Origin of the sequence: Paenibacillus sp. FSL H7-0942 (genome assembly GCF_045040715.1) — a bacterium.
In the GTDB taxonomy this organism is placed as follows: Bacteria; Bacillota; Bacilli; order Paenibacillales; family Paenibacillaceae; genus Paenibacillus; species Paenibacillus amylolyticus.
Genome location: NZ_CP150279.1, coordinates 5,786,388 through 5,799,740 on the forward strand (window position 1 = coordinate 5,786,388; position 13,353 = coordinate 5,799,740).

Genomic DNA, 13,353 nt, shown 5'->3' on the forward strand with positions numbered 1-13,353 from the left:
TCCTCTGGATTCTGCTGTATTAATTCAATTCTGAAATCACCGGGTAGATCGCACCTGTCAGTTGGAACTCATAGTTCTGGTCTACAATTCCCACGACCACTTCATTGTGATCATACAGATCGATCATGAAGCCTGCCATTTCTTTAGCAGTGTGGTACTTAGACATGTTTGCCTTGTAATCAAATCCTTCAGCATCTATTGATTTTTGCACAAATTCTGTTTCCGTGACCGCTGGTGCAAGCACCTTCGCTTTTAGTTTTGCACCCTTCAATTCCAGTTCTTTGGCAAGGCCCTCTGTGAAGGCACTAACGTAGTATTTCGATGCAGAATAAGCAACACTGCCTACAGCAATGGCATATCCGAGTGCGGATGAGACGTTAATCAATTGAGTGCCTTCCACATTCGCATAATCTCGCACATACAGTGTAGATAGAATGGTCAAAGATTCGATGTTAACACGCAGCATGGTCTCCACTTTATCCAAATTCTGTTCAGCAATGAACGAGCCTTCTCCAAGCCCTGCATTATTGATCCAAGTCTCAATTTCATATTCCTTCAAATCGTTATACAGTTCGTACGCCTCTGCGGTAACAGACAGGTCGCTTGTATGAACGACAACATTTACTTTAGGATCGATACCCTGAATAGTTGATTTAAGTTCTTCCAACTTATCCAATCTTCTGGCTACCAAAATCAAGTTTTTGCCCCGTGCTGCAAATGCCAATGCTGTTTCATATCCAATTCCTGAACTTGCTCCTGTAATCACTGTGTATTTCATCATATTCTCTCCCTTATATTCTTTAGATTAGTGTAATCTCAGTTTTGAGAACGATCGTTCTTTATTGTGCAAAAAAAAGTAGTTAGATCTAACTTGCTGTTAGCATATCATTTCTAGAACGAACAGTAAAGAATTATTTTATATAGAAAATATGCTTGGAACACACTTAAATGAGAATAAAATAACGCTATATAAACCATTTTTATATCATAAATTAAGAATTCCTACATGTTTCACTCCTTCAAATTAAGCAGAACTAACTTTTCTTTCATTGAATAATCTAATGTCAGGCCAATGGCCACAAGTATACCATCAACCTTTCCTAGCTACGCTAATCTGAATTCGACATCATCCATGCCAGAAATTCTCCAAACGAATCGGATACCTTTTCAACCTCTTCAAATTCAGGCTCACATCCACGGACAATAGCCCCACTGTCGGTTGTTAAGTCAATGGCATAGAATGTATATCCATCCTCCACAGACATTACGATCGGCAAGTGATGATCCCACCAGGCCGTTATCTCTGACTGCCAAATAGAATCACCCTCTGCTGCCTCCAAACTAAGCATTTCAAATTCATTCCATTGGAATGCAGTCTCCGTGCTATTGTTGAACTCAGCCTCACAAATAAACCAGGTTTGCTCATCCGGTGCAACGCATTTTTCAACTACATTTAGAAATTCTAAATATTCATCCGGAAGTCCTTTATATCTTGAAGTAATGCTGCTGTTTAAATGTGACTGCGAACCGGATTTACTCATTATGTCCCAGCCTTTTTCCCCGGCCCAAGTCATAAATTCCCTAAAGTGAGTGTTTCCTTTTCCATTATTCACTTCCAATTCATACACCTGCCCATCAGCTTAAGAAATAGAAACTATATCACCTATTCGGGATTTGAATGGAAAATCCCTGCTGTGGTGCTTCAAAAAGAAAGACAAAAAGACTGGGAACATGGCCCGAGAAAAGCGGCAACCAGGTTCCAGCCTTTGGTGAGTTGCGGAAAGTTAATTTTAGTTAGGAACGGTTAATTTGAAATTGGACAGGAATTTTTTAGTTATTAAATATCCGCTGTCTCATCGCCTCAAACAACAGAATCGTTGCCGCCATTGCCGCGTTAAGCGATTCTGCCTGTCCCTGCATCGGGATCGTAATTGCATCATCCACCAAGCGTGCTGTAGCGTCCGAGATACCTTTGCCTTCGTTACCGATCACAAGCCATACCGACTGCGTAAAATCATAACTATAACATGAATGTTCTGCCTGCAAAGAAGTACTTACCAGCTTCACGCCCGCAGCCTTCGCTTCGGGAAGCAAGGATTCCAACTGTCCCTCCACAATGGGCAGATGAAACAATGACCCCATCGTCGAACGAATCGTCTTTGGGTTATAGACATCGGCACAGCCAGCGCCAAGTACCACCCCAGCAGCTCCAGCTGCATCCGCACTACGGATGATTGTCCCCACATTCCCTGGGTCCTGCACACCATCCAGCACCACAACAAGCCCGCGCGCTCCGGTAATCAGGCTTTCCAGTGGCTCACTGCCTTTACGCACAATCGCGAATACAGGCTGTGGAGTCATTGTATCCGTACATTTGGCGATAACCGCAGGAGATACACTGACCCACTCCACACGCTGAAGCGGGTTTTCAAGCCCGGCAAGCTCATTCGGTACGCCTTGCTCTCCATCGTACACAATACACTCCAGATCCGCTCCAGCGCGCAATGCTTCCTGGACCAAATGAATGCCCTCAATGATATATTTATGTTGACGGGTACGATGCTTTTTCTCCAGCAACTGCGCCCATTCTTTTACACGTGTATTTTGCGGTGATACAATATCCATCTTTCCATCCTTCCCATCTGCATCCATCACTTCGGATACGCAAGCTCCATTTTCGTCAAATGATCCTTGTGACCCACAATGATCAGCACATCTCCAGCTTCGATCCGATCCTCAGCGTACGGCGAGATGTTCATCGAGTTCCCACTGCGGATCGCCATCACGTTACAACCAAAACGTGCACGGATGTTTAATTCCATCAAGTTTTTACCGATCATTTGCTCGGAGGCTCTCATCTCCAAAATGCTGTAATCCTCAGATAACTCGATGTAATCCAGTATATTAGGCGAGGTCAGATGATGGGCTACGCGTAGTCCCATATCCCGCTCAGGATAGATGACTTTATCCGCCCCAATCTTCTGCAATACCTTACCATGAAGCTCATTTTGAGCTTTTACGATCAGCACCGGTACGCCCATATCTTTCAATATCAGGGTTGTCAGAATACTCGCCTGAATATCTTCACCAATCGCCACAACGACAACGTCGAAATTCCGTATGCCCAGCGCACGCAGCGCTTCTTCATCTGTTGAATCTGCCGATACCGCATGGGTCACCACATTGGACATTTCCTGAGTCCGCTGCTCGTCCGCATCAATTGCCAGCACATCGAATCCCATGCCACTCAGTGCATTGGCAACACTTGATCCGAACCGTCCCATGCCAATTACGGCATACTGTTTCTTGGCCATTAGGGTCTTAACCTCCCGTTGCTCTTCAGCATGACGCATCATTACGGATACCCATGCTAACGTAAATAATCCTTCGTAGTATACCACAAAGCCCGATAAACTTGAATGCGCTCGTGCTTCCCAGGGAACAGTATTAGAGCAGCCGAATATACGAGGAGGGAATTGCGATGCCCATTACATTAAGCCTGCGTGAAGCGATTGTTCATAAAGTTCATGACAAGAGTGATGATCAGCTCCGGGAGATGATTGAAGGTTCAGTAGATGGACCGGAAGCTGCATTACCTGGACTTGGCGCCATTTTCGAGATGATCTGGAAGAACACAGAACCTGCCAAGCAGGAAGAACTCATTCAAATCGCGCAAGAGCATCTGCACACCATTCCCGTCCAACCGCTTAGCTAATCGAAGCAGTGGAGGGTAAGGTAACCATCATTACGTTTGTTCTGTCTGCAAAAGAAAGCTTTCCCTTATTCGGCTGGATCATACCCGCCTCCAGGTAAGGTGTATAGCAATAGATCCCTCCGCCAATTGGCGGAGGGATCTTATTTTTAACAAACTCTATCTCATCACATGAGCTTGTCACGTTTAACTAATTTTTTAACAATTCCCACGAAATACTTCTGTCTTCACTTAAGGCGCAGTCTCCAGGAATTGAGCTGTAGGATTTTTATCCATAGCCGTTCTCATTGCATACTCATTTTCGAAGAGCACCACATAATTCCCTTTTTTATCTTTTACAAGCGCAGAGTTAATCCGGAATTTGCTTGGGTCCAGATTCTCGTCCACGATCCAGCGAGCGAACTGATAAGGCATGCGCTGCAATTGCACATCTACCCCATACTCACCTTTCATCCGGTATTCAAATACCTCGAACTGAAGTTGACCAATTACGCCGAGGATTGTCTCGTCGAAACTTGCCGTCTGGAACACCTGAATGGTTCCTTCCTCCGTCAACTGATCAATTCCTTTTTGGTACTGTTTATGTTTCAACGCATTTTTCACGGTAACTTTGGCGAAAATCTCTGGTGAGAACGTTGGCAACTCCTCAAAGACAACCTCGCTGCCTTGGCTCAGTGAATCGCCAATCCGGAAGATACCCGGATCGAACAAACCGATAATATCGCCAGCATATGCCTCTTCGACAATATCCCGATCTTGTGCCAGGAATTGCTGTGGCTGTGACAGCTTGATCTCTTTGCCCACACGAGTATGCTTCACACTCATTCCACGTTGGAACTTGCCTGACACAATACGCAGGAACGCAATACGATCCCGGTGTGCCGGGTTCATGTTTGCCTGAATCTTGAACACATAACCGCTGAATTTCTCATTTGTTGGCTGAATCTCTCCTGCCGTACTGCGACGTGGTTCAGGCTTCGGTGCCAGTTCCAGGAAGTTCTCCAGGAAAGTCTGTACGCCGAAATTGTTAATCGCACTACCGAAGAAAATAGGTGTCAATTCGCCGCGTTGAACTTTCTCCATGTCGAATTGGTCGCCCGCAATATCCAGCAACTCCAGATCCTGACACAATTGATCATGCAGGTATTCTCCTGCCATCTCACGGATAATCGGATCTTTGTAGCCATCTACCTTTTGTACTTTAATCGTCGAGTGATCGTCCCCTTGGAACAATTCCACCTGATTTTTCATCCGGTCATAGACACCACACAGCTCGCGACCTGTACCAATAGGCCAGTTCATCGGAACCGAACGAATACCCAGTACATTTTCAAGCTCTTCCATCAGGTCAAATGGGCTTTTACCCTCACGGTCGAGTTTGTTGATGAACGTAAAGATTGGAATGCCACGCTTCGCACATACCTGGAACAACTTGATCGTTTGTGCCTCGACACCTTTTGCCACGTCAATCAACATTACCGCGCTATCGGCAGCCGTCAGTGTACGATACGTATCCTCACTGAAATCCTGGTGACCCGGTGTATCCAAAATGTTGACGCGATGATCCAGATAATCAAATTGCATTACGGAAGAGGTAACCGAGATCCCCCGTTGTTTCTCAATTTCCATCCAGTCACTTGTTGCGTGTTTGCTGGCTTTCCGAGCTTTTACCGTTCCCGCAAGGCGAATCGCGCCCCCGAACAGCAACAGTTTCTCGGTCAATGTAGTTTTACCCGCATCCGGGTGAGAGATAATGGCAAACGTCCGGCGTTTGTCCACTTCCTGTTGAAGAATTTCATTTGCAGCTTTGCTCATAGGTTTAATCCCTTTCGTCCGTTCATTCACGTTAATCCGGCATGGCCGGTCCATCATTCAATCTTTATGCAATCCGGCGAGGCCGGTTGATTGTACACGAGTTTTTACGTACTAGGTATTTACACACTAGATTAATTTTACACATTTACAATGGAGTTCATCCTCCTCAAATCTGTGCTTTCATGCATACCGTGAACTGCTTCTTAACCCAACTCTCCTATTGTACCATAATCTGTACCGAAAATAACCGATTACTACCGCAGATTCTTCTCTTTTCACTTGCAAAAAAAAGCACCCTTCAGCCGTTTCCATGGCATCCAGGCACTCCTCATTCATTTTTATTTATCGGTTTTAGAAAATCAATGCATCCAGCGCGTATTGTCCGCCACCTGTCAATGCCAGCGCTACACCAATCACCAGAATCGCGAGATTATATTCGAATCCGTTCTGTGTGGACCAGTATCCGTTCGCTCCATGGACTTTCACAATGGCAATGACCATCGTCAATGCAATCAGAATGCCACCTACTGGTGTAAGCAGACCCAGAGCCAACAGCAATCCGCCACCGAATTCCGCGAGTCCAGCCAGCAACGCCACCAATGCACCGGGCTTCATGCCCATCGACTCAAACCAGCCACCTGTACCCTTGATCCCGTAACCTCCGAACCAACCAAACAGCTTTTGAGCCCCGTGCGCCATGAACGACAATCCAATCACCAAACGAATCAACAACAATCCTACATCCAACATCATTTTCTTTTTCCTCCATTCGATATATACAAAATAGTATTCTTAGATTAAAGATATTATGCACATTTTTTCTTCATGATTCTCTGTGACGTAAACCCCTTCAACTGGTTTACATTTTATCTCATGAATGATAACTTATCCGAAACGTTTGCCCGAATGAAGTTTGTCATTTGCGTAACTCTTTAACTCATGTGTTGAGTATAAGTTACATACTTACTTTTTGTCAACAACTTAATTTAAATTACTTATTTCCTTATGATGGATACCTACCTTTTCCCCCACTAAAAAGCCTGGGTACACCGCAAAATTTGCGATTTCCCCAGGCTCAGTCATGTTGTGTATGTTGTTAATACTGTTGTTAATGCCCTTACCCTACCCTAACCATTCACTTGCCAGATCACGCTGTCCTCATCCTGACCATTCACCGGCCACCAGTGGAATCCGTCCTGCTCCAGCAGCTTATCTGTCGCTTCTGGCCCCCATGTTCCAGCAGGGTACGTATGAAGCTCTCCTTGATTCTGCCCCCAGGCTGCTGCAATCCGATCCACAAAAGACCAGGCTGTTGCCACTTCATCCCAACGGGTGAAGTACGTAGAATCCCCTTCTGCCGCATCGTGCAGCAGACGTTCATATGCTTCAGGCGAGTTAATTCCAATCATGCAGCTCTGACAGAAATCCATCGCGAGTGGCTGAATCTCGGAATCCGAGCCTGGTTTCTTGGCATTGATTTTGATATATATGCCTTCCATCGGATTCACCCGAATGACCAGCAGGTTAGGTTCGAGCTTATACTTTTTCCCAAGGTACACGTTGTTTGGCATCGACTTGAACTCAACTACGATCTCGGTCGTTTTCACCGGAAGTCGCTTGCCTGTCCGAATGTAGAATGGCACACCCGCCCAGCGGAAATTATCCACGAATACACGTGCTGCAAAATACGTCTCCGTATTCGACTGCGGATCAACCTTGTCTTCCTGGCGATACCCCGGAAGCTGCTTGCCACGGTACTCCCCTTCGGCATACTGCCCCCGCACAACGTTGTTGCTCACTTCCTCATCCGAGGTGAACGCCCGTAGAGAGCGTAATACCTTCACCTTTTCATCCCGAATGTCTTCCGGGAATAGGCGACTCGGCGGTTCCATCGCAATCATCGTCAGCATCTGGAGCATATGATTCTGCCCCATATCACGCAGTGCACCGGAGTGATCATAATAACCACCACGTTCTTCCACGCCTACCGTTTCACCAAGCGTAATCTGAACGTTGGCAATATGTTTGTTATTCCAGAGCGGTTCAAAAAAAGCATTTCCAAACCGAATCACTTCAATATTTTGCACCATTTCCTTGCCCAGATAATGATCAATACGATAGATTTCCTCTTCACGGAATACCTCACGAATCTGCTCATTCAGATGTTCGGCGGATTGCAGATCATAACCAAATGGTTTTTCGATCACCAAACGGTTCCAACCCTTACTTTCTAACATACCACCGTCCCGCAAACTGTACGAGACACTGCCAAACAGCTCAGGTGCCAGTGCCAGATAGAACAGCCGGTTCCCCGGCGTGTTAAACTTTGATTCCAGATGCTCCGTCTGCGCACGCAGCTCTTTGAATCCTTCCACATTATTGATATCCAGTGCTTTGTATTCAAAATGATCGACAAAAGCGTTCCACTCATCAGGTTCCCCCGCTGGATAACGGCAGAACTCTTTAATGGATTCATAGATGTCTTCCCGGAATTCTTCTGGGGACCTCGGACGACGTGCTACGCCAATAACCGCAAAGTCTTCGGCAAGCTTGCCTTCACGGTAAAGACTGTAGATAGCCGGAAACAGCTTCCGGCGGGCCAAATCACCCGTTGCTCCAAAAATGAAAAATACTGCGCCTGGTGTCTGTACTTCATCTTGCAATTGTTTTTCAACCATGGGCTCCTCTTTCTTCCGGGAAGATAACCTTCATGCTCTCCCCGAGCTATGTAATGGTGTTATATATGCACGACATACAACTGTCAATTACCAGCAAGTTCCTTCTTGGATGTGATGCCATTTTAGCATATCAACTGAATGGATGCACTATTTCAAACTCATTTTTCTGATAAAGATTCTCAATATTGGGTCCTAATTCATGAAAAAACCATTCCTTAATATTCAATCGTAATCACCGGAAACCCCACTGTAATTCGATTGTCGGCCTCGTCTCCAACCTGGTGAACTGCGAGTTGCATATTCAACATGTGCGAGCCACTCTTGATCGATAGGGGCAGCTCAGCCGCCTTATAAGAGACACTTCCGCTGGCTACATCTGTATAACGTTCAACTGAGGCGATATCCACCTTTGTGGACAGCTGTTTTTCGATCAGTTCCAGTTGCTGACTCGCATCATGTTCAGTAGCAGTAACTGCTGTACCTTGCACAGACATATTCCAGGTTGCCTTCATCCCTGAGTCTACAAGCAGTTGATCGACCTCTTCATGTAATGTCATTAATGCCTTCCGATCCGTGTGTGCATCCCCTGAGAGTTGTACGATGGCATAGTAACCATTGTCTCCTGTATCGACGACATTGACCAACATGCCTACGCCACCATTAGCTGTATCGACAATCTCTTCACTACGGTAAACATCATGACCCGTCTGGCGTACCCGCACAGGTTGTTCCAGTCCCAAGTGACCAGCCAGTAACACGGCCTGCGCTTGTGCATCTCCCTTGCTTTCTCCTTGCCATTTAATAACTAGACGATCCACATTATCAATCACGCTGTCAGCAGTATAGATTAACTGTTCCAGTTGGGCTGCTTTGGATTCATTCTTCTCTGCATATACCTGTGTCACACCGATAAGAATAATGATTGCCATTGCCAATATACCTGCTGTCATCCAACGATTTAACATTTGAATCCCCCGCTTCTTTCTTGCATTCTATGAATCTATCAACAGCATGCCCCTTTCGCATATTTGCTATACTTCTTCTGCACACAACAAAAAAGCCCCACCCGCCACTTGCATGGCAGATCAGAGCTTTCCATTCATCTTTTCTATATAAATTGAACTACACAATATTTACACTCGCCACTCCGATGACAGAACAACCTTCTGATCGCTGTTATCCCCAGATTTTTTGATTCCCTTTTTCAAGGTAAAAATCCGGGGATAAAGGCGAAGTTTATGCTTCCGAAGTAGCTTTCTTTCAGAAAGCTTTTAGCTTCGCTTCTTCAGGTTCTTTCTGTCCTCTTATCTATAACTTCCGCACATGAAAGCACGGTTCTTTGGCTTCATTATGTTATTACATATGATTCTTATTACTCTGCAAGTCCATTTTTATAAGCATAGATCGCGGCCTGTGTACGGTCGTCTACGCCCAATTTTGCCAGTAAGTTTGTAACATGGAACTTGACTGTTTTGATACCAATGATCAGATCATCAGCGATGTCCTGATTTGATTTACCTTTGGCGAGCAACCGCAGCACATCCATTTCACGGTCTGTTAATTCATCGTGCAAAGGAGCTGCTGCCTGTGGCTGCCGGAAGCGATTCATCATTTTCGAAGCCACCTGTGACTCCAGAACGGATTGCCCGCGAGCTGCTGCGCGAATCGCATCTGCCACTTCATTGGCTCTTGATGTTTTCAACAGATAACTGAATGCGCCTGCTTCAATGACAGGATACATTTTTTCATCATCCAAGTAACTGGTCAATACAATGACTTTGCACTCTGGATACATTTTAAGTACCTGACGAGTAGCCTCAATGCCGTCCATTCCTTCCATAACCAGATCCATCAGAACAACATCAGGCTTATATTCCTGTGCGAGCCGAATGCCTTCCTCTCCACTACCTGCTTCACCAACAACTTCAATTCCATCTTCGGTATCCAGTACCGCTGCAAGACCAATACGTACCATCTCATGATCATCCACGAGCAATACTTTGATCGACGTTTCCGTCTCCGTTTCGACTTCCGGTTCCATTGACATGTTCTTCCTCGCTTTCATCGTTCATCAAAGGTATCGTAATCTCAATCCGCGTTCCCTTACCAGGCGCTGTTACAAAATGTATGGCCCCGCCAATCTCCGTAACACGTTCACGCATGTTAGCCAGACCGTAAGAAGCTTGTTTATTCTCATCCAGATCAAAGCCTTGCCCATCATCACGAATCAATACCCGGATCGCATCAGTACGGCGCTGGATCCGTATCTCCATTTTTTCCGCTTTTGCATGCCGTAACGTATTGGACATAGCCTCCTGAACGATCCGGAACAGATGATTCTCGATGCCTTTGATCAGATCAATGTCTTCGTCCATTTCGAGCACAATGTCCATGGGTACTTTTGTTTTCAGTTCCATCACCAGATCACGCAGACCTTGTTCGAGATGTTTACCCTCCAGATAGACTGGACGCAGATGTAACAGTAACGCACGCATCTCGGACTGGGCTACCGAAGCCATCTCCTCAATCAAAGCCACCTGCCGCTGAGCACGTTCAAAATCCTTCTCCATCTTCCGTCCAACGGCCGTTGCTGTCATGGATATCGCAAACAATTGTTGCGATACCGCATCATGCAGTTCCCGTGCCAAACGTTGCCGCTCTTCCACAATAGCCGTAATTCTGGCTTGTTCAGCAAGCTGTGCATTATGAGTAGACAATCGCTGGAGCGTAGATATCTGATCTTCCCACTTTTTGCCGATTCGTCCGAGTTGCTCACTTAAACGGCCCACATCATCATCGCCCAGATCAGGTACAGTGCGTGATAGAGAGCCCTTCTCCCACAGTAGAAGTGTTTCCCGCAGCAGTTCAAGCCGGCGTTTAACCCGGTAACTCTGATAGAACCCAAAGACCGCACCAATCCCAATCAGAAGCAGCAATAAGGCCAGACCCGATTGAATCAGATGCCGCCAGCCTGTAAACGGAGCAAGATAACCATATGTATACAATACATACAAAATAACAGCTAGCACAATGAAAACCAGGAGGATCCCTTCACCCATACTTCGGGTTACCATGTCGGTATGTCGTTTTGTCTTCATCGGGGTCTCCTCCTTCTCTTCATCTATTTTACTACGGATTACTGATGTTTAGGTCGCCAACAATATAAGAAATGACAAATTTTGCTTTATGTTCACTGGATTCATATCCAGGCGTTCTCCATACTAATTTGTTCATCATGCCGCTATCTTGTTCTCCAAGAAGATTAATCCGGCCGAAAAGAACCGATGCTTCAATCTCCACACCATAATCTTCTGGTAGTGTAAGGCGAACATTACCCATAACTCCTTGCAGCAGCACAATTGTTTGTTTCTCCTCCGGAATCGAAAGAGATAGATCCGCGTTAACCTCACCTATGGCATGCCACAGACTCATACTACGTAACGTCCAGGATGATTGATCCCAGTAGTACCGAGCCATGAAATTCTGTTTCTTCATAACGCCTTCGTCCAGATGAATCTTTTTGTTTTTCGAATAAAAGTAAGCTAAAGAAGCCAGTACAATCAAAAATACAATCATTAAATTATCCAGCAATAACAGTGCCGCACCAATGCCAAGATACCGATGACCTTTGCGGGTATCCCCATTGCGGACTTGAAGCATTCCAACCGTTAACAGAATCAGTGCGGCAGCGGTCAGGAAGTTAATATTGTCATTCAATAACATCATTGTGCCAATAATCATAATGACAACTGCAAGCCATTTACTCTTTTGATTCATCCCCGCCGCACCTCCTCTGTAAGTTAATCTCTCTTTATTCAACGGAAAAGCCATACCAGGCAATGAAGTCCTGTATGGCTTAACTTTTGTTCTACCAACCGTACATTATACACGATTTATAGAATATCATATTGTCCACTAAGCGAACAGTTATTCTTTTGAAGTTCCGTTCGCTTCATTCTTGGAACCATTGCCCATTTTATTTTTGAGGGCTTGTAATTGCTGATCCACTTTGAATTGTTTTTCCACATCTACAGGATTCGTATACGTGGATGATGTGTTGCGATAAGGTGCACGAGCTACGTCAGCCTCAGCTTCCAGTTGCATGATTTTCTCTTCCATGCGGTGGAATCCAAGTGATGCGCCGCCACTTTCGATCGAATGCAAGCTGTTGATGGAAGACATTTGTTTTTTAGCTTTTGCCATTTGTGCACGGGATACAAGTTCATTACGTTTGTTACGCATTTTGTAGAACTCATCTTTCATATCATGCAACTGTTGCAACAGATCTTTTGCTTGTGCTTCGGACTGTGCATGCAGTTCGCTGTACTCCGTAATTTTTTGATCAAAGTAGATTTTCTCTTCCAACAATTTGCGTGCCACTTCTTCCTGACCGTTAGACAGAGCAGCTTCTGCTTGGGACTCACGTTGTACCGAAGTACGCTCCGCTTCATCCAAACGTTGTTTCATGCGGCGCTCATTTGCCATTTGTTTAGCAACAGTTACCTCTGCCTCATGAATCTCAGCCTCCATATCACGCAAGTACTGGTTCAACATTACAATCGGGTCCTCTACTTTATCCAACATATCATTTACCGATGCTTTCGTCATATCCTTAATCCGTTTAAATACTCCCATTTTACTTTTCTCCCTTCTCGTAACGAGATAATTTTTGGCGAAGCTCTTCAACTTCTTTTTTCAGTGCTTTTTTCTCGATATCTTTCATCATGGAATCAAGTTCACTTTCTTGCGGTGCTCCTGCTCCGTAGGCGTTGTTGTCATAAGAACGGGGACCAGATTGAGGTCTGCCGTTGAATCCAGGGCCGGGACCGAAGTTACCAGGACCTTGTTGGTTGTGATTATTTTGAAAAGGACCTCTTGGTGGCTGATGATCATAGTTGTCGTATCCTCTGCCAGGACCAGGGCCTTGGCCCGGACCGTAGCCATATGGATCATAAGGCGGATACGGTTCTTTTGGTACCACCAGTGCTGCAATAAAGTATATTAACAACGACGTGCCGCCAGTTACGAAGATACTGATAACAAAGATGATACGCAGCAGGGTGGAATCCATTCCGATGGTTTCGGAAATTCCGCCGCACAAGCCGGTTAACATCCGGTCACGCGTTGAGCGGTATAATTTGCTCATGT

The 13,353-nt window shown here is 45.5% G+C and carries 14 protein-coding genes; 1 reads left to right on the forward strand and 13 read right to left on the reverse strand.

Features of this window, described 5'->3' with window-relative positions:
• Nucleotides 1-19: 19 nt before the first annotated feature.
• From MHI48_RS25505 to MHI48_RS25520, 4 genes are all read right to left on the reverse strand, one after another.
• The gene (locus MHI48_RS25505; protein ID WP_405144731.1) at nt 20-778 is read right to left on the reverse strand and encodes an SDR family NAD(P)-dependent oxidoreductase; all 759 of its coding nucleotides are present in this window, start codon (nt 776-778) and stop codon (nt 20-22) included.
• 331 nt (nt 779-1,109) lie between these two features.
• The gene (locus MHI48_RS25510; protein WP_405144733.1) at nt 1,110-1,613 is read right to left on the reverse strand and encodes an SMI1/KNR4 family protein; all 504 of its coding nucleotides are present in this window, start codon (nt 1,611-1,613) and stop codon (nt 1,110-1,112) included.
• Nucleotides 1,614-1,830: 217 nt separating this feature from the next.
• Complete coding sequence (locus tag MHI48_RS25515; protein ID WP_405142170.1) at nt 1,831-2,625, reverse strand: TrmH family RNA methyltransferase; 795 nt, start codon at nt 2,623-2,625, stop codon at nt 1,831-1,833.
• Between the two features lie 26 nt (nt 2,626-2,651).
• Nucleotides 2,652-3,353: a TrkA family potassium uptake protein gene (locus MHI48_RS25520; protein WP_076254620.1), complete on the reverse strand. Its 702-nt coding sequence runs from the start codon at nt 3,351-3,353 to the stop codon at nt 2,652-2,654.
• Between the two features lie 128 nt (nt 3,354-3,481).
• On the opposite strand from MHI48_RS25520, the gene sspI reads away from it, so the two are divergent.
• Nucleotides 3,482-3,715, forward strand: a complete 234-nt coding sequence (gene sspI, locus MHI48_RS25525) for a small acid-soluble spore protein SspI (protein ID WP_017692323.1) — start codon at nt 3,482-3,484, stop codon at nt 3,713-3,715.
• Nucleotides 3,716-3,943: 228 nt separating this feature from the next.
• Here sspI and MHI48_RS25530 read toward each other — a convergent pair whose 3' ends face one another.
• The 9 genes from MHI48_RS25530 to MHI48_RS25570 form a co-directional block, all read right to left on the reverse strand.
• On the reverse strand, nt 3,944-5,527 hold the full coding sequence (locus MHI48_RS25530) for a peptide chain release factor 3 (RefSeq protein ID WP_237178507.1): 1,584 nt from the start codon (nt 5,525-5,527) through the stop codon (nt 3,944-3,946).
• Between the two features lie 351 nt (nt 5,528-5,878).
• Entirely contained in the window at nt 5,879-6,277 is a 399-nt protein-coding gene (locus MHI48_RS25535) for a DoxX family protein (RefSeq protein ID WP_024634146.1), read from the reverse strand.
• A gap of 377 nt (nt 6,278-6,654) precedes the next feature.
• Nucleotides 6,655-8,205, reverse strand: coding sequence for a glucose-6-phosphate dehydrogenase (gene zwf / locus MHI48_RS25540; protein WP_076328936.1), 1,551 nt, complete (start codon nt 8,203-8,205; stop codon nt 6,655-6,657).
• A 215-nt stretch (nt 8,206-8,420) separates the two neighbouring features.
• Nucleotides 8,421-9,170 (reverse strand): YwmB family TATA-box binding protein, encoded by a 750-nt coding sequence (locus MHI48_RS25545; RefSeq protein WP_405142173.1) that lies wholly within the window; start codon nt 9,168-9,170, stop codon nt 8,421-8,423.
• Between the two features lie 407 nt (nt 9,171-9,577).
• Entirely contained in the window at nt 9,578-10,246 is a 669-nt protein-coding gene (locus MHI48_RS25550; RefSeq protein WP_091020933.1) for a response regulator transcription factor, read from the reverse strand.
• Complete coding sequence (locus MHI48_RS25555; protein ID WP_036605687.1) at nt 10,188-11,303, reverse strand: sensor histidine kinase; 1,116 nt, start codon at nt 11,301-11,303, stop codon at nt 10,188-10,190. The genes MHI48_RS25550 and MHI48_RS25555 overlap by 59 nt, the downstream gene beginning before the upstream one ends.
• 31 nt (nt 11,304-11,334) lie before the next feature.
• Nucleotides 11,335-11,982 carry a cell wall-active antibiotics response protein LiaF gene (liaF, locus tag MHI48_RS25560; RefSeq protein ID WP_036605686.1) on the reverse strand — a complete coding sequence of 216 codons (648 nt, stop codon included), beginning with the start codon at nt 11,980-11,982 and terminating at the stop codon, nt 11,335-11,337.
• A gap of 150 nt (nt 11,983-12,132) precedes the next feature.
• Nucleotides 12,133-12,840 carry a PspA/IM30 family protein gene (locus MHI48_RS25565; RefSeq protein WP_017692315.1) on the reverse strand — a complete coding sequence of 236 codons (708 nt, stop codon included), beginning with the start codon at nt 12,838-12,840 and terminating at the stop codon, nt 12,133-12,135.
• 1 nt (nt 12,841) lies between these two features.
• Nucleotides 12,842-13,351, reverse strand: a complete 510-nt coding sequence (locus MHI48_RS25570; protein WP_017692314.1) for a PspC domain-containing protein — start codon at nt 13,349-13,351, stop codon at nt 12,842-12,844.
• Nucleotides 13,352-13,353: the final 2 nt, after the last annotated feature.

Excerpts from the sequence above, each read along its gene's own strand:
- MHI48_RS25505 (WP_405144731.1), bottom strand. The coding sequence starts at position 778 with ATGAAATACACAGTGATTACAGGAGCAAGTTCAGGAATTGGATATGAA.
- MHI48_RS25515 (WP_405142170.1), bottom strand. The coding sequence starts at position 2,625 with ATGGATATTGTATCACCGCAAAATACACGTGTAAAAGAATGGGCGCAG.
- MHI48_RS25520 (WP_076254620.1), bottom strand. The coding sequence starts at position 3,353 with ATGCGTCATGCTGAAGAGCAACGGGAGGTTAAGACCCTAATGGCCAAG.
- sspI (WP_017692323.1), top strand. The coding sequence starts at position 3,482 with ATGCCCATTACATTAAGCCTGCGTGAAGCGATTGTTCATAAAGTTCAT.
- MHI48_RS25530 (WP_237178507.1), bottom strand. The coding sequence starts at position 5,527 with ATGAGCAAAGCTGCAAATGAAATTCTTCAACAGGAAGTGGACAAACGC.
- MHI48_RS25535 (WP_024634146.1), bottom strand. The coding sequence starts at position 6,277 with ATGTTGGATGTAGGATTGTTGTTGATTCGTTTGGTGATTGGATTGTCG.
- zwf (WP_076328936.1), bottom strand. The coding sequence starts at position 8,205 with ATGGTTGAAAAACAATTGCAAGATGAAGTACAGACACCAGGCGCAGTA.
- MHI48_RS25545 (WP_405142173.1), bottom strand. The coding sequence starts at position 9,170 with ATGTTAAATCGTTGGATGACAGCAGGTATATTGGCAATGGCAATCATT.
- MHI48_RS25550 (WP_091020933.1), bottom strand. The coding sequence starts at position 10,246 with ATGGAACCGGAAGTCGAAACGGAGACGGAAACGTCGATCAAAGTATTG.
- MHI48_RS25555 (WP_036605687.1), bottom strand. The coding sequence starts at position 11,303 with ATGAAGACAAAACGACATACCGACATGGTAACCCGAAGTATGGGTGAA.
- liaF (WP_036605686.1), bottom strand. The coding sequence starts at position 11,982 with ATGAATCAAAAGAGTAAATGGCTTGCAGTTGTCATTATGATTATTGGC.
- MHI48_RS25565 (WP_017692315.1), bottom strand. The coding sequence starts at position 12,840 with ATGGGAGTATTTAAACGGATTAAGGATATGACGAAAGCATCGGTAAAT.
- MHI48_RS25570 (WP_017692314.1), bottom strand. The coding sequence starts at position 13,351 with ATGAGCAAATTATACCGCTCAACGCGTGACCGGATGTTAACCGGCTTG.